Here is a 17,336-nt window from a genome sequence, read left to right as displayed (position 1 = left end):
TTTGCACCACTTGTATCGAAATAGCGGCCGAGTTCACGGTTAATCACAAGAATAACACTGATGAGCACAAGTTTTTTCTTAGATTAGAACAATTATCGTTGTTGTATCGTGAAGAAACCGGGATGTCAAGATAAAACTTTATTCTTTCAGAGAATCATGATATCCTACCGATATGGAAGAATTCTTTGAAATTGCGGATCCTGCGCGCTTAGACTCTGCCACTCTCGCTACCAGTGGATTCGATTCAGGATTTGACTGGACCAAACCATTAGACGATTGTATCGTCATAGGCAAATCCCTCGATGGCCGATTAGCCGGCCTGATCGCCTTTAAACGCAACAATGACAATCTTTGTAATGACGTCGTTTTGTTGGAAGTTGCACGTTTTGCTCGTCATCATCGGATCGCAAGCAAATTGCTTGCAATTGTGATGCTGGACTCACTCGACAATCCCGAGTTTGAAGGTTTCGTTCAACTCAAGTCAAAATATAACGGTGTTCAGCACTTTTACTACAACCTTGGAGGAATACCGACTGGGGAATATCTGATTTTTTACCCAGAAGCCAGTCGCGATGCTACCCAGCGCTATTTACCATTAGGAGGAACCATCACATGGATCAACAACAAGTCTCAGCAGAATTGATGCGCTTAGGTGAGATCTTGCAAGATAATGATATTCAATCCCCGGCATATCGTGAAGCGTCAGAAGCTTATGATAAGTTGTTTCTTGGTCACGTGACATTACGCGACTTACGGTTGATCAAAGATTATTTACCACAGCCAATTCCAGATGACATCATTGCTTTATTGATTTCAACTGTCATGAATGGCCACCCAATTACTGATGTAGTCCATGTTCCAGCGCCAATTCAATGTGCTTTACTGGTACGCTGGGGTCGCAAACAAAAAGGTTTCACCCAAGCCGAACTCGCTGAACAATTGGACATGACCCAAAGTCAAATCGCCAAAATTGAAAGTGCCGCTAACGGCGTGACCGCAGAAGTTATGGGCAAACTTGCTAAAGCGTTAGATATCACCTTCACCATCACTCCTAACGACCCAGTGATGAGCAAAACTTCACCAAAAAAGGCCAGTTAACAAAACAAGCTTCGAACTTGACGACAACAGTCGAAAGTTCGAAGCTTGTTCATTTTATTAGCGCTGAGGGTTATTCGTTGCGCTTGCGACGCAAACCCGCAATGCCTAGCAAACTCAACAGCGAAACGCCTAAGATTGCTAAGATGGATTCATGTTGATCACCAGTTTGTGGTAACTGTGCGCGCGCGCTTGCTTCCGCGTCAGTTGCTGGCAAGGTGGTGCGTTGCGGCGTTGCACTAGCGGTCACAGCAGTGGTCGCAGTCGTCGTGTTGCTTGGTTCACCAACTGACGTATCTGGCAACGTGCCATGAGGCGTCGTCGTTGACGTGTTGCCACTCGGATTGGTTGTCGTGCCGCCATTATCGGTAGCAGCATCTTTGGCATATACCACCGTGTAGCTAGTATCTGCATCCCCGTATTTCACGGTTTGTGCGGATGTTGCTTCTGCAGGGTTCGTCACAATGTGATAACCGGCGATCGTTGGCGCCGCTTGATAACCCAAGGTCGCAGATTCGGGGCCGTATGACTTAACGCCAGTAACCGGATCCGTGATCTCAGTGAAGTTGGCGTGAGTTGTGTAGTCTGGTGCGAGCGTATTACCATTTTGATCGACATAGTGCACCGTCTTGGACACTGTGTCCATGCCAAATGCTGGCGTGTTCTTGTTGTAAACTACCGTGATATCACCGTCTGCATCACCGTATTTCACAGTTTGTGCCGTGGTTGCAACAGCAGGGCTTGTGACCACATGATAACCGTTGACCGTCGGGTTAGCTTGATAACCTAACGTTGCCATTTCCGGACCGTAAGACTTCTGGCCAGTCACAGGATCTGTAACTTCAGTGAAGTTAGCGTGAGTCGTGTAATCTGGTGCGATTGCGTTGCCATCTTGATCAACATAATGCACCGTCTTAGTCACAGTGTCCATGCCAAACGCTGGCGTGTTCTTGTTGTAAACAACTGTGTAACTCTCATCAGCATAGCCGAATTCAACGGTTTGATCAGATGTAGCTTCTGCAGGACTTTCAACGACATGATAGCCGTTGATTGTCGGGTTCGCTTGATGGCCTAAGATCGCAGATACAGGATTGTAAGTCTTGACCCCTGTGGCGGCATCAGTACTTTGGGTAAACGCTGCATTATCAGTGTAATCAGGCGCGATAGCCTTGCCATCTTGATCGACGTAGTGAACCGTCTTGGAAACTGTATCTGACTCAACAGTTGGGGCATCCTTGGCGTAAACCACTTTGTACGTTGTATCAGCATCGCCGAATTTCACCGTTTGATCCGCGGTTGCTTCGTCAGGACTAGTGATCACGTGGTAGCCTTTGATCGTCGGATTTGCTTGATGGCCTAAGGTTGCGGTTGCGGGATCATAAGTCTTCTCGCCTGTGACAGCATCAGTGCTTTGCGTAAGGGTTGCCGTAGCAGTGAAGTCTGTTGCAATGGTCTTCCCATCTTCATCGACATAATGAACAGTCTTCGTGATAGTATCTTGATTGACTTGAGGCGCATCTTTAGCGTATACGACTTTGTACGTTGCATCAGCGTCACCGAATTTCACAGTTTGATCAGTGGTTGCTTCTGCAGGACTAACGACTACATGATAACCTTTGATCGTCGGATTAGCTTGATGGCCTAGGGTTGCGGTGGCTGGATCATAAGTCTTAACGCCTGTGGCAGCATCAGTACTTTGTGTGAGGGTTGCTGTATCGGTGTAGTCGGTTGCAAGTGGGTTGCCAGCTTCATCGACATAGTGAACAGTCTTAGAGACTGTGTCAGACTCAACTGTCGGTGCATCCTTAGCATAGACCACTTTGTACGTTGTATCAGCATCACCGAATTTCACGGTTTGATCAGTCGTCGCTTCTGCGGGGCTGGTGACAACATGGTAACCCTTGATAGTCGGGTTATCTTGATGACCTAAGCTTGCAGATTCAGGATCGTAAGTCACCTCTCCAGTCGCGGCATCAGTGTTTTGATCGATCGTCACACTATCTGTGTAATCTGGCGCGAGCGTGTTGCCGGCTTCGTCAACATACTGTACCGTCTTGGTGACCGTGTCAGACTCAACTGTCGGCGCATCTTTCGCGTAGATCACATTGTAAGTGTAGGTTGCAGTGGGATCGTTGTATGCGACGGTTTGATCAGCAGTTGCTTCGACTGGGCTTTCGATCAAGTGATAACCTTTGATGATCGGATCGTCTTGATGACCCAAGGTTGCAGTCGCTTGATCAAAAGAGAATTCCTTAGTGAACGGATTCTGATATTGCGTGAAAGTAGTTGAATCGGTGTAATCTGGTGCGAGTGTATTACCCTGCCGATCCATGTAATGAACCGTTTTGGTAATGGTGTAGGTGCCAACAACATCAAGTTTGCGGTAAACCACCTTGTAAGTAGCATTAACGTCACCATCACCATAATAGATAGTCTGCGGAGTGTCGGCGTATGGCTTATATGAGTAGACGTAATACCCAGGAATATCCGGCAAAGCTTGGGCTCCGAGGACTGCGGACCCTGGTGTATAGGTTACCGCACCTGTCACCGGATCAGTGGTTACATTGAATGTGACACTAGTGACAAAAGGATCATGCAGTGGAGTATCCACATTATCGACATAGATAACAGTCTTAGTGACAGTCTTAGTTGAGGGAATCAGCGGTTGTTTCTCATAAGTAATGGTATAAGTCTGGTTGGTCCCGTCACTCTTGAGCTCCAGCGGCTCGTCAGTTAAGGATTGCGCTTTGTTGTTCGCGTCAGTCACAGTGGCGTCGTACCCTTTGAGCGTTGGCACGATGAAGTCTGAATCAGCTTTACCAATAGTAAAGGCTTCATCGGTAGCAGTGATATCTTTGCTTTGGGATGCACTCAAACTGGCGGTGTCAGTACCTGCGGGATAAACATAATTAACAGTCACTGTAGCAACGATATTTAACGTCCCTGGTGTCACAGCATCACGACTAAGGAAAACGTTAGGGTTGGCAGCTGCTAACTTTGCTAATCCAGCATCGTTTAACGTGATGGTGTAGCTACCTGCAGTTTGGGCGGTAACGCCATCTAAATCCATCTCATCGGCTGGTACCAAGTATTCATTTTCAGTATCTGACTTAACCCACTCTGATGGTGCAGTCAAACCAGCGGCTAAGGTGACTTTATATTGGGTAGGATTTGAACTGATGCCGTCATAGCCTTTTGTATTAGTGTCAACTGTGACACTACCGTTCGCCAATACAGTGCGGTAAAGAACATCGACTGGAGCGGCTTCAACAATCATGGTATCGCGATTAATTTCTTCGCCGACACCAGGATTCAACGTCGCTTTATCGGCAAGTTGATCGGTAGCCAAATAATAAGTTACACCATTTTCATCTGTGATTGTATTAGGTAGCACTTCACTTGGCGAATAAGTCGATCCTGGAGCGCCAATGACTGTTGGGTTAGCAGTCGTCTGGATGGTGTTGCCGGTGCTATCGACTAAATTGAACTTTTGCTCAACGTTGGCTTGAACCACTTCGACATTATACGGGCCACCCAAGGCACCATCCTGCAACCCATTAGCATTTGATACGCCTAGGAATGACGCCACAGAGGTCACATTACCATATCCATATAATCCCAAACTGTAATTATTGTCGGTAACTGCAGGATCATCAGTAATATAAACGACATTCGTATCACTATCGCCAGGGCCACCATCCATCGACACCGTGGTGCCAGCGACACTCGCATTCACTACAATCGGAATTTCAAAAACACCACGAGTATTGGGACCTTGAACTTCTTCTACGTCTTCTCCATTTTCATCTTTGACAATGCTAATGAGGAGGTCTGCGGTCGCTTGTGAAAAATCGAGACCTTTGTTGGTGCCATCGGTATGCAAGACGATTTTAAACGTTTGACGACCTTGGTAATCGGCCAATTGCGTCACCGTGACATTCTTAAAGCCTTGGACTTTCGCTGGTTCAAGCGCTTCGTTAATAATATCTTGAATTGTTTGCGCCGGATCAGTCGAAAGCGTGCTACTGCCTGCCGCTTCAGCCACTTCAAAACCACTTGGCAAAATCACATATTCCGTTAGGCCATCATAAATCGGATCGGAATGATCACCGCCATTGCTATATAAGCTGACTTGATATTGGTAAGGTTCCCCAACCACCATCGTGCCTGAAATATCGGAAGGATCGTTATTCCAATCAAAGTACATCCCTTTCACCTGGGCAATCAACCAACTTGGCGTATATTTGTTGGCGCTAGTTGCCTGTTGAGTGATGATGACTTGACCGTTGCTGTAAAGATCATCGGTCAATTTAACATCAGGATTAAGGGCTTGCAATTCAGCTTTAACAGCATCGGACAACGAAATTTCATAACTGCCGATAGTTCCCAATTTCACCTGATCTAAGTCAAAATTGTCGGTGTTAATAGGCAAAGCATACTCCATCTCGTTCGGGCCTTGATAACTCCATTGCCAATCACTTGGTACGTTTAACCCATTTGACACGGCAACAGTGAGAGTATCCGGCAAAGCAGTTTTATCCTGGCTAATGGTTGTTGAACCAACGGAAATCGTGCCGGTATTTTCGATCGTATAAGTTGCTGGCGCAATGGAGCTTGCAGTGATCGCTAGCGTTGGATTAGCCGCTTGTAAAGCTGCTAATGCTTGCGCAGACAAGTTAACCGCATAAGTCCCGATATTTTGACTGGCATCATCTGCGACACTAATGTCCCCTGCTGTAGTAGTCAATGCATAAGTGCCATCAGCGTTTTGAGCCCATGTACTTGGTGCGGTGATGCCATCTGGCAAAGTTACGTTGTAAGTAGTGGGATCAGTGGTCGCATTGCCATCATGCTTTTTAGATTGATCAGCAATGGTAATGCTACCTGCAGCGACTGACTTTTGGGTGATGGTCAACGTCCCTGCAGTGACATTGGAGGCACTAACCGACGCCTTAGGGTTTGCTGCTTTCAACGCAGCGATGCCTTGAGCAGATAAAGTGATCGCGCTAGTGCCGATGGTACCGTCAGCGCTCATCGTCACGTCGCCATTAGCGGTGTTGACTTGATAAGTGTTGGCGGTGCCGGTGTAATACCAATCTGAAGGCGCAGTCGCCCCATCACCGAGGGTTACTGTGACTGTGGCTGGGTTATCTGTTTTACCATCATAAGCTTTCGTCGCATTACCGACTGTCGCAGAAATCGCTTCTTGTGCATCCACTTGGGTCTTCACTTGAGGCGTCGCAGTGGTTTTTGCGGTAGCCGCAGGCGCTGAGGTGGTTTCAGCGGTAGCAGTAGTTGCTGGTGTCGTCAAAGCTGTTGCAGCAGCGGCAGCTTTGACCGTCACAGTACCGGCAACGGCATTGCTTGCAGTGATCGTTTGAGTGGGGTTAGCGGCTTGCAACTTCGCTAAACCAGAGGCACTTAAAGAGACGGTATAAGTTCCTGCTTGAGTGGTATCCACTTTGGTAAAATCAAAATCACTCATCGTCCAGTCAGGTGCGACTTCGCCTTGCGCCATGGTCACTGAAGGCATGGCGTAATCACCACCAACAGTTAACGCTTGATCACCAATCGTCGCGACAGTTGATGGCGTTAAAGTCACGGTGCTAGATTTGGTGGTATCGATGCCGTTTGTTGAGGTGTTCACATCGGCATCAGTAGTCGCCGCATGGGTGACTTGCACTTGTTGTGTTGCCAGTACGCCAGAAAATAACAACGTCAACCCAGCAATTGCCCAAGTGTGACCTTTTTTATACAATTTGAAGCGGGTTTTCTCTTCATAAGTATCCTTTAGCATTTTTGCTCGCGCTTTAGTTGGCATAAGCTCACTCCCCATTCTTATAATTGATTAACTTTAACCTAACACTTACCTCAATTGGATTTGACGCAGGATTATTAAAAAAGTTATTTATAAAATGGTGAACAGGAAAGATTCTCATTTGCGTCATTTGATACTTGTGAGAAAATAAGCAATTGTTATTTAAGCTCACACAAACCGTGCTTAATATAACAGTTACCAACACGTTAAGCACGATGACGACAAAACAAAAAAGCTTCGAGCATTGGGCTCGAAGCTTTTGAATTAATATGGCACCACATCTAACGACACATCAGGCATCGATTTCAAGCGGCGTTTATTTTCTGCACGGCGGGTTTGATACCCTTCGGCAAGTTTTTTGCCTTCATCAACGTCGGCTTCTAAACTTGGAAGCGGCTCAGCGTTCATCGACACAAAAGTGGTAAAGGCATATGCTGCCAAATACCGCCGGCCTGTGTCTAAATCTTCACCGATCATTTTGGTGAAGACTTCCAGTGACTTCTTCCCGACCCCGGTGATCACTGACGCATACATTAACGCATGGCCGATTTCAACAGGATTGACATAAACCATGGAATCAACGGAACCGGTGACTAGCGGCCGCTTGGAAAAGCGGTGCGCGGAAATCGAGGCATTTTCATCAAGCCAAGACAAGGTTTGACCGCCGAACAATGAGTCATGTTCATTCATCTGACCTTGAAAAACGCGATGCGTGGTAATGGCAACAGTTTCAGACATTTTCATCCGACTACGCTTTCTGGTACAAGTCAGCTGGCACTTGATCAAGAAGTGGCGACAAGTCTGGACTTGCTAGAATCGTCAAGCGGTGCATTGCGCGGCTGGCGATGGTGTACAACAATTCGCGTTCATCTTCTTCATGGAAGAAATGCTTGTTTGCTTGCCACAAGATGACCGCATCAAATTCCAACCCTTTGGCTAAGTATGATGGCACCACGATGACCCCTGCAGCTAAACGTTGGTTTTCACTGCGGATCAAGGTCGACGCTAAGCCTGCTTGTTGCATCAGTTGATGAATATGTTCCGCTTCTTCTAAGGTTTTGGCGATGACAGCGGTGGTTTGCTTGGCTGCGTCATTGACTTTGAGTTGCGCGGCAACGGCATCGACTAGCTCTGCTTCAGTATCGCGCAAGGCGATCGTTGGCAGCGGGCCTTGACGGTTGAAGGCGTTGATGGCTTGCCCAGACTTCAAAATCGCTTTGGTGAAGTCAGTGACTTGTTTGGTCGAGCGATACGACTGCGTCAACTGGATCACACGCGTTTTGTCTGGATCAAACAACTTCGACACATCTTGGATCAAGGTGTGAGACGCGGACTTGGTGAAAATCGCTTGATTTAAGTCCCCTAGCAGGGTGAAGCGAGCTTTCGGGAAGCTGGCGCGCAAGTAGGCGAGTTGATATGGCGTGTAGTCTTGAATTTCATCGATGAAGACATAGCGCATGTTACGTTCGCCGTGGCGACCGGTGATCAAGTCGTACAAGAATAAGTAAGGCGTGGCATCGACCATGTTCAGTTGACGATTCTTGAAGCCAACTAAGAAGTCTTCAACGTCTGCTTGCCACTGTTCTTCTGTCAAACCAAATTCTTGTAAGTTGATGAAGTTGCCAGCATTTTTCAAGAAGTGCAAGTATTGACCGCGGACATTCAAGAAATGGTTGCGAACGATGGCTTGTTGAATCGACTTGAAGGCATCCATGACGATTTTGCGAGCAAAGAAGCGGTATTCGTCATCGGAATTCTTGAATTCGTCTGGACCGTTAGCTTGCAATTCGCGAATGCGTTCGGCAGATAAGTCTTCGACGGCTTCTTGGACCCACTTGGCTTTCATCGTGCTTTCCACTTTATGGTTGAGCATGTTGATGAGCTTTTCTTTGGTGGCGTTCAAGCGGTTGCCGAGGTGATAATTTTCGTTGTATGAGTAGAAAATTTCTTTGATGCGGGCTTTGGAGAAGAACACGTCATCATGGAATTTGATGTCGCGGAAGCGCATGCCAGCAGACTCTAAGCTGGTGGCATAACGCTTGGTGGCATCAAAGAACGCGAGGCTGTTTTTCAACGCAGAGACTTTCTTCTGAGTTGGGGTTTGCACCACTTCAAACTGGGAGAACAAGTTCTGCACGTCGATGTTTGGCACTCGGCGAGAGACATATTGATAAAAGGTGAACTGCACCATGTTTTGTTCGCCAAGTTCTGGTAAAACATTGCCGATGTAATCAGAAAACAGTTGGTTAGGACTGAACATGATCACTTGGCTGGCGTTTAACTTCCCGCGGTAGCGATACAGCAAATACGCCACGCGCTGCAAGACGGCACTCGTTTTCCCTGAGCCGGCAGCACCTTGGACGAATAATAATTCGGCAGAAGTGTCGCGAATGATTTGGTTTTGTTCCCGTTGAATGGTGGTGACGATGGACTTCATTTGGGTGTCAGACTTTTCGCCTAACACTTCCAACAACATTTGATCACCGATGGTTTCGGTGGTATCAAACATCGTCTGGATCTTGCCGTCTGCGATCACAAATTGCCGCTTCAACGACACGTCAACAGTTTGTGGGCCGTCTGGCGTTTGATAAGTGACCTTACCTAAGCCGCCATCATAATAAATCGAGCTGATCGGCGCACGCCAGTCGTAAATCAGAAACTTCCCTTTGGCGTTGGTGAATGAGCCTAAGCCGATATAGATGGTTTCTGGATCTGCTTGGCCTTCTTGAAAGTCGATCCGCGCAAAATATGGATTCACTTGTAGACGCTTGACGGTTTTGAGTTGGGTGTCAGATTGTTGCCAAGCATTTTGTCGTTCATCAAGCATTTGTTGTTGTTGCTGAATGGAAGCCGCGGTTTCGCTGGCTTCGGCATCCCCACTGAAGTTCAGTGAGAAGTCACTGAAAAAATGCTTGTTGAGTTGTTGCTCTTCGGCTTTGGTGCGGCCGATTTCTTCACTCAGGCGATCCTCGGCTTTACCGAGTTCTCCCATGATGGCATTAAGATGAGCTTGTTCAAATTGTTGGTTTTGATCTGCCACGCGCATTCCCTCGCTTTGCTGAATAATCGTTATAATATAGTAGCACTTTTCTCCTTCAGGTACAAATGCCACGACCCAGCTGTCACGACGGTTAGGTGCAAAAAAGTTGAGGGTTCCAAGGAATAGGCGACACTACGGAGAATTGGACAAGTTGGCGTGCGGCCGGCTGCAGAAATCGGCAAAGTACGCCGATGTTCTTATGATCACGTCAATTGTCCAGTTCTCCTCCGCGTCGCCTATTCCTTTCCACCCTTAACTTTTTCGATACACGACGCGCTGACGAATCGATCGATCCACGTGTCGCTTATGGCCGATATCGCACAGGTGGTTTGGACGTGATGCGGAAGCTGGTAGGCGTGGTGAGATTCTCGTTAGCGGTTTACCGCTTACGAGAATCCGCAGGTCGAAATCCACTTGGCGACGAGCTTGCGAGGCGTCCAAGTTAGTTCGACCGAGGACCCTCACGACGCAGAGCTGACCAGCTGGAGGGTCACGTCCAAACCATCTTTATATGAAAATCGAAATGCGTAATAATTGAGATAGGCGTATACTAGACAAAAAACTTGGGAGGTCACAATGGATTCTCTATCATTATTGATCGTCTTATTCGCTGCCCTTGCGATCCCGCTGGTGATGGCGAAATTTAATATCACCTCGACGCCAACTGCGGTTGCAGAAATCGTCACTGGCATTGTGCTGGGACAAAGTGTGTTAGGCATCGTCCGCACTGGTAGTGTGTTGAATGAACTTGCTAGCCTTGGGGTCATTGTGTTGATGTTTTTGTCAGGGATGGAAATCGACTTTTCTTTATTTAAACCGCAAAAACAAGCCACACAAATCGGTCCGGCGGCTTTAGCAATGATCTCTTATGCCAGTGTCGTAGCACTAGCGGCAGTGTTTGCCACGATTTTGCAAGTTACTGGCTTTTTGCCACATGCTGTGTTTGTGACTATCGTTTATTCGACAGTCGCCCTCGGTGTGGTGATCGCGGCGCTGAAAGAAAAAGAGTTGCTGTCTAAACCGTTTGGGCAAACGATTTTATTGATCGCCGCCCTTGGCGAAGTGATCCCGTTGATCAGCTTGACCGTATATGCCTCCCTTAACGGTAAGTCGTCGAAGTCCGTTTGGTGGCTGCTCGCGATTTTTGTGGCAGCGATCTTCTTGTTGATGCGATTCCGTAAACCTTATCAATTCTTTGCCCGCATCGACAAAGCCACGACGCAACTGGACATTCGCCTCGCCTTTTTCTTGATCATTACCTTGGTGACCATCGCAGAATCTGTCGGCGCGGAAAACATTCTTGGTGCGTTCTTAGCTGGGATCGTGATGAAGTTGTTGCGGCCACGAGAAGAAACCCAAGATAAGCTGACCAGCTTAGGTTACGGCTTCTTCATTCCGATTTTCTTCATTATGACTGGCGTGAAGATCAACTTGCGGAGCTTACTTTCCGACCCTAAAGCCTTGGCGTTGATCCCGATTTTATTGATCGGCTTCTTCTTTGCTAAAGCGCTACTGGCCGTGGTTTTGCGGCTACGGTTCAAGCCGCGCAATGCGGTGGCTGGGACATTCTTAGTGTCCACCACGATTACCTTGGTGGTGCCGGCATTGACCATTGGGCGAAACTTAGGGATTTTAACTGCGACCCAGTCTGGGGCTTTCACGTTAGCGGCGATCATTACCTGTATTTTCTCGCCGATTTTGTTCAACCGCTTCTATCAAGAAGAACCAGAAGACTTCAAGAAAACAGTCGTCCACTTCATTGGGACGAACTTGTTGACGGTGCCGATCGCCCAACAGTTGTCCAAAGGCTTGTACGACATCACGATGTTTACCGATGATCCGGCGAAGTACTCGACTTATAACTCTGAAGTCAACGTCAAGCTGATGCCAAGCTTTTCGCAAGCAGCTCTGCATGAAGCTGGGGCGTTTGACGCCGATATGGTGATGCTGGCGTACTTCGATCATGATAAAAACTTTGAACTGGCACAATGGGCTTTGGCGGAGAAAGTTCCTCGCATCATCGCGCGGTTCGAATCGAAAAATGTGGCCTCGACGCGCTACGACGAATTGCGGGAACAAGGGGTGGAAGTTTACAACACGATCGATGCTTCGATTTCCTTATTACGCTCTTTGATCGAAACGCCATCAACGTTGAAGATCTTAGACGATACCCAAGCTGGGATCTTTGAAATCACGGTTAACAACCGCAAGTTCACTGGCATGGAAGTTAAATCGTTGCCGTTTGTCAATGAGATCACGATTTCTCAAATCTACCGCGACAAAGTGTTCATCGCCCCACATGGCGATACCCAGATCCACTTAGGCGATCATATTATCTTCTCTGGGGATAAAACTGCAGTTGCCGGCATCCGCCAACAACTGGAAAAGAAAAACTAACTTGCGACACCGTCAACTGAGCTTGGCGGTGTTTTTTTCGGCGTGAAATGTGCGTTAGCGTGTCGTTGTGATGCTGCTTCGCAATGTAAGCGGTATACTTTCACTGGAGGCGACAACATGACATTTCCAAAAGATTTCTTATTCGGCGGCGCCACTGCCGACTTTCAATGTGAAGGTGGTTTCGACGAAGGCGGCCGCGGCTTACTAACGCATGATTTTGTGACTGCTGGCGCTTATGGCAAACCGCGGCAGATCACCTTAACGTTAAAAGATGGCACTCGCGGCAGCGCTGGCGTCCGCGATGAACTGCCAGAAGGTGCCGTGCCGACTTTATTTGACGATACTTACTACCCCAGTCACCAAGCGACAGATTTTTATCATCATTGGCGCGAAGACATTGATTTACTTGCAGAACTGGGGTCGACGACCTATCGCTTTTCAATGTGTTGGTCGCGGATCTTCCCGACTGGCATGGCACAAGAACCTAATCCTGAAGGCCTCGCATTTTATGATCAGGTGATCGACTATCTCGCCACTAAACACATTCAGCCGATCATTACAATTTGCCATGATGAATTGCCGAATGCATTGGCCATTGAATATGGTGGTTGGGCAGATCGCCGCACCATCGCGGCTTATCAACATTATGCATTGACCTTGATCCGTCATTATCATGACCGCGTGAAATACTGGTTGACCTTCAACGAGATCAACATTTTAGGCGGGTATGCGGCGCTTGGCACCCACAAGCAAGATCCCCAAACGCGTTATCAATGTGTCCACAACATGTTCGTCGCGTCGGCTTCAGTGATCCGCCAAGCACGGTTGATCGATCGTAATTTGCAATTCGGCACCATGTACATGATGAGCGAAATGTATCCCGCTAGCTCCGATCCACAAAATGTTTGGGCGGCTTACACCACACGGCGTGAAGCCTGTTTCTTCTTTGCTGATGTGATGAGTCGTGGTGCTTATCCACATTACACCCGCGAATTGTTCAAGCGCCTGGGCGTGACGCTTGAAATGGCATCAGATGATCTCGAAACCTTGAAAGCTGGGACCATCGATTTTCTCGCATTTAGTTATTATCGCTCAGGGACTGTCACTGCAGAAAATGGCCTGCTCAACGAAAATCCCCATTTGCAAACGACGCCATGGCATTGGCCGATCGACCCGCTAGGCTTGCGCTATTGCTTAAACGAACTCTTCGACCGTTATCAAAAGCCGTTGATCGTGATCGAAAATGGCCTCGGAATGATCGACAAACTCGAAAATGGTCAGGTCCATGATCAATATCGCATTGACTACATGGCTGATCACTTACGCGCGATTCGCGATGCCATCACCTTAGACGATGTCCCATGCTTTGGATATACGATGTGGGCACCGATCGATTTAGTTTCTTTGTCCACCGGCGAAATGAAGAAACGCTACGGCGTGGTGTATGTCGATATGGACGACCAAGGCCATGGCAGCTTGCAGCGGATCAAAAAAGATTCGTTTGCCTGGCTTGAAGAAAATTATCGCAGTCGCGGCGCCAACCTGTAAGTGAGAAAAGTCGACCAACTCGAGTGACGAGTTGATCGACTTTTTGTTTAGTCTGTCGCAGACAAGGTAACTTGATCGCCGTTAACGGTGGCAAACATATATTGGCGTTGATCTAAAGCATAATATGTGGAGAAGTTGTCGTAGGTGTTGGCGACGACTTCATAAGTCCCATTGTTCAACGGATCTGCCGAAGTGGCAGTGATATTGGTGTGGCGATCATCATAAGTTTTGAAAATTGCCGTCGCCCAGTCAGGAATCGCGGTGGTATCAGTTCCTGCAGTGGATTTGGTGTAGATCACTGGTTTGTGATTGGTGGTCAACACGGCAAAATGTTTTGCGTCTAAGAACAAATACACCGTGCTAAACCCATCGGCTGCGTCAGTGGTCGTGGCTTTTGGCATCAGGTAATGATTTTGCGTGGTGATCGCAGACATCGTCGCAAACTGACCGCTGCTTAACTGTGAATCCGATAAGTCGCGTAAGTTTTGGATTTGGACGCGAGACACGCCGCCACGAGGTGAAATTTGATACAACCAATTGCCTGACACTCGCATTTGCGCGGTCGCATCGGTTTTAGACACCCAGCGACCTTGCAACGCCTTGATGTTGGTGAGTTTCGGACGTTGTTGTTTGGCTGGCGTCAATACCGTCGCATTGACTGTTGAATTGGGACTCCAGACTAACGGCACCAAATAAAGTTTTTGATCCATCACGATCGCGCCGGTACCAGATTTTGCGATCGTGACTTTATCTTGGTAAATCACCAACTGATCAAAGCTAGTCAGTTGATGTGGCGCTTTAGCCGCTTTGAGCAGTTGATTGACTTGGGCTAAAGTCGTGAGCTTTTGGCCGGCCTTTTCATTCTTGATCCCTTGCAACATCCCTGACTTTGCTTGCGCGTACGTGGTCAGTTTGTCGGCGGCGTCCATCCCTGCTTTGTTGGTCGTGGTGATGGTGTCGTCTGATTGCTTTGCATATTTCGGTTTGGAAAATGCTGAGTCAGAAGTTTTCATCGTCGCAACAGCTTGCGTTTGCCAAATATGTTCATCTGTGGTCAACCGATGTTTGGAGGCTTCGGCGACAGTAGTGATGCGATCTTCAGCGTTGGGACCAGTGGTGGCACGGCAAGCGGCGAGGCTGAAACTTAATAATATCCCGATGGTGACAAGAACAATTTTTTTCATGTAAACTCCCTTTTCTCTCATAAACATTCTACCCGAAATTACCCCAAGTGTTACAATATGATTATCTTAAGAAAGTGGTGATACACAATGAAGCAAGGAACCACGATCCTCACCTTGGACAACGGCTACCACTTGTGGACCAACACCCAAGGCACTGGCGATATTCATTTGCTGTGCTTACACGGCGGCCCTGGTGGCACCCATGAATATTGGGAAAACTTCGGTAAAGAACTCGCAGACCTCGGCGTACAAGTTCACATGTACGATCAACTCGGCAGTTTTTATTCCGATCAACCTGATTATTCCGACCCAGAAAATCAAAAATATTTGACCACTGATTACTTCTTGGATGAAGTCGAAGAAGTTCGTCAAAAACTCGGCATCGACCATTTCTATTTGATCGGTCAAAGCTGGGGCGGCGCGCTGGTTCAACTGTACGCATTGAAGTACGGCGAACACCTCAAAGGCGCGATCATTTCTTCAATGGTCGACAACATCAACGAATACCTCGAACATGTTGAACTGTGCCGCGAAGAAGCACTCCCGCCTTCAGCGGTTCGTTACATGAAGGAAATCGAGAAAAAAGGCGACTGGTCTGATCCTCAATACCAAAAGTATGTTGACGTGTTAAACGCCGGCTATGTCGATCGCAAACAACCACCGGCTATTTCTCATTTGATTTCCACCATGGCGACTGATGTTTATGGCGCTTTCCAAGGCGACAACGAATTTGTTGTCACTGGTAAGCTCAAAGACTGGGACATTCGCGACCAGATCCATAACATCACCGTCCCTACCTTGTTGACCTTTGGTGAACATGAAACCATGCCAATGAAGTCTGCCCAACGCATGGCTGAAGACATTCCGCATGCGCGTTTGGTCACGACTCCTGATGGCGGTCACCATCATATGATCGACAACGCCCCAGTTTACTTCAAACATCTCAAAGAATTTATTTCCGATGTTGAAACCGGGAACTTCAACGATTAATACCAGTGTGATTCAAAGCGCACTTAGGCTATCTGTATTGCCGTTGCTTTGAAGAACACGACTAGGACTTCAATTTGAAGTCCTATTTTTTTGCCTTAACCAAATTTTTACCAGTCATTACCGGTTGCGATGCGTAGGCAAAGCCTGGCGTTAAAGGTATAATAAAGGTAGAAATGGAGGCGGTTTCAATGAAAAAGTTCTGGGGTGTCACCTTAACATTACTCACTGCCTTGACCTTGGTGAGTTGCGGCAACAAACCTGCAACTAACGATTCGTCTAGCAGCAAATCCACGTCTTCGCTGAAACAAAAATCATCATCAAAAGCTAAATCATCAACATCTAGTTCGACTAAATCATCGAGTTCAAGTAGTGCGTCCAGCACCAGCAGTTCGTCTACGAAGCCGGCAACTACCCAAGACCGCTTGACCAGCCTCACCCAACAAATCAAAGCGGTGATTCCTTCCGCATTGGTTCCGACTAGTTATCCACTAGCCACTGGTCAATTTCTCAATGCCAGCTACACCGGCGACGCGACGCATTACACGATGTATTTTGCCGCGCGGAACACGGCCTTACCATTTAATACACCGGAAGTCCACGCCAATGCCGCCGACATTAGTATCTCCGCTCAAACGTATCAAAATGCTGCTGACGCTGAAGCCCAGATCAACTACCAAGCACCAGAAACTGGCTTACCGACAGTCGCGCTAGGCGATAATTTAACTGGTACACAACAAGGTGCCGCTGGTTCCACTTACACCACTTGGCAAGAAGGCCGGTGGTCGCTGACGGTACAAGCCATCAACCAAAATCAAGAAAATGGGTTGACCTTGAGTCGTCAAGCCGTCGCCTTGCTTTCACAAGAATTTCTGCCAGTTCCTGCCACTCACGGTGCGATCAACTTACGCGTTGCCACTGATGGGTTGCGACTCAACAGTGTCACTTGGCGGCAAGGCAACACGCTTTACAATGCCACTGGCATCGACGCCATGACGTTGTTGCGGGTTGTCACCTCACTGAAATAATTAAACGACAACAGCCTTATCGCGAACAAAATTGCGATGAGGTTGTTTTTGTATTAAGGCACAACAAATCCACGAAACAAGATTCTGCTTCGTGGATCTGCGGCTTTTATGCCATTCAATTACGTTTATGCAGTATCAAGCATTTCAAGGACGTTGCTGCGGGCCTTGGCTTATTAGACCTCAACCACGTTCGTTGCTAATCGGCTTTGCACTGCCTTTCGCAAACAGACGTCGCCTTG

At 47.7% G+C, this 17,336-nt stretch carries 10 protein-coding genes; 6 read left to right on the top strand and 4 right to left on the bottom strand.

Annotated elements, in window-relative coordinates; translation table 11 throughout:
- Positions 1–172: 172 nt before the first annotated feature.
- Both EKM92_RS08520 and EKM92_RS08515 read left to right on the top strand, forming a co-directional pair.
- The gene (locus tag EKM92_RS08520; protein ID WP_125709831.1) at positions 173–643 is read left to right on the top strand and encodes an N-acetyltransferase; all 471 of its coding nucleotides are present in this window, start codon (positions 173–175) and stop codon (positions 641–643) included.
- The gene (locus EKM92_RS08515) at positions 613–1,098 is read left to right on the top strand and encodes a helix-turn-helix domain-containing protein (protein ID WP_125709829.1); all 486 of its coding nucleotides are present in this window, start codon (positions 613–615) and stop codon (positions 1,096–1,098) included. Before EKM92_RS08520 ends, EKM92_RS08515 begins: the two co-directional genes overlap by 31 nt.
- Positions 1,099–1,168: 70 nt before the next feature.
- On the opposite strand, the gene EKM92_RS08510 is transcribed toward EKM92_RS08515, so the two are convergent.
- From EKM92_RS08510 to helD, 3 genes are all read right to left on the bottom strand, one after another.
- The gene (locus tag EKM92_RS08510; protein ID WP_164509947.1) at positions 1,169–6,916 is read right to left on the bottom strand and encodes a mucin-binding protein; all 5,748 of its coding nucleotides are present in this window, start codon (positions 6,914–6,916) and stop codon (positions 1,169–1,171) included.
- 261 nt (positions 6,917–7,177) lie between these two features.
- On the bottom strand, positions 7,178–7,657 hold the full coding sequence (locus EKM92_RS08505; protein WP_125709825.1) for an acyl-CoA thioesterase: 480 nt from the start codon (positions 7,655–7,657) through the stop codon (positions 7,178–7,180).
- A gap of 4 nt (positions 7,658–7,661) precedes the next feature.
- Complete coding sequence (gene helD, locus EKM92_RS08500) at positions 7,662–9,959, bottom strand: RNA polymerase recycling motor HelD (protein ID WP_125709823.1); 2,298 nt, start codon at positions 9,957–9,959, stop codon at positions 7,662–7,664.
- Between the two features lie 570 nt (positions 9,960–10,529).
- Between helD and EKM92_RS08495 the strand changes: the two genes are divergently transcribed.
- Positions 10,530–12,350 (top strand): monovalent cation:proton antiporter family protein, encoded by a 1,821-nt coding sequence (locus EKM92_RS08495; RefSeq protein WP_125709820.1) that lies wholly within the window; start codon positions 10,530–10,532, stop codon positions 12,348–12,350.
- Positions 12,351–12,467: 117 nt separating this feature from the next.
- A complete protein-coding gene (locus EKM92_RS08490; protein ID WP_125709818.1) occupies positions 12,468–13,898 on the top strand; it encodes a glycoside hydrolase family 1 protein in 1,431 nt (476 codons plus the stop codon).
- A 47-nt stretch (positions 13,899–13,945) separates the two neighbouring features.
- On the opposite strand, the gene EKM92_RS08485 is transcribed toward EKM92_RS08490, so the two are convergent.
- The gene (locus EKM92_RS08485) at positions 13,946–15,082 is read right to left on the bottom strand and encodes a hypothetical protein (protein WP_125709816.1); all 1,137 of its coding nucleotides are present in this window, start codon (positions 15,080–15,082) and stop codon (positions 13,946–13,948) included.
- An 87-nt stretch (positions 15,083–15,169) separates the two neighbouring features.
- On the opposite strand from EKM92_RS08485, the gene EKM92_RS08480 reads away from it, so the two are divergent.
- Complete coding sequence (locus EKM92_RS08480) at positions 15,170–16,072, top strand: proline-specific peptidase family protein (protein WP_125709814.1); 903 nt, start codon at positions 15,170–15,172, stop codon at positions 16,070–16,072.
- Positions 16,073–16,260: 188 nt separating this feature from the next.
- Positions 16,261–17,097 (top strand): hypothetical protein, encoded by an 837-nt coding sequence (locus EKM92_RS08475; protein ID WP_125709812.1) that lies wholly within the window; start codon positions 16,261–16,263, stop codon positions 17,095–17,097.
- Positions 17,098–17,336: the final 239 nt, after the last annotated feature.

This window comes from Lacticaseibacillus porcinae (assembly GCF_003946305.1).
GTDB lineage: Bacteria > Bacillota > Bacilli > Lactobacillales > Lactobacillaceae > Lacticaseibacillus > Lacticaseibacillus porcinae.
Note: the sequence above shows the minus strand (reverse complement) of the source record. Positions and strands in the feature narration are given on the sequence as shown.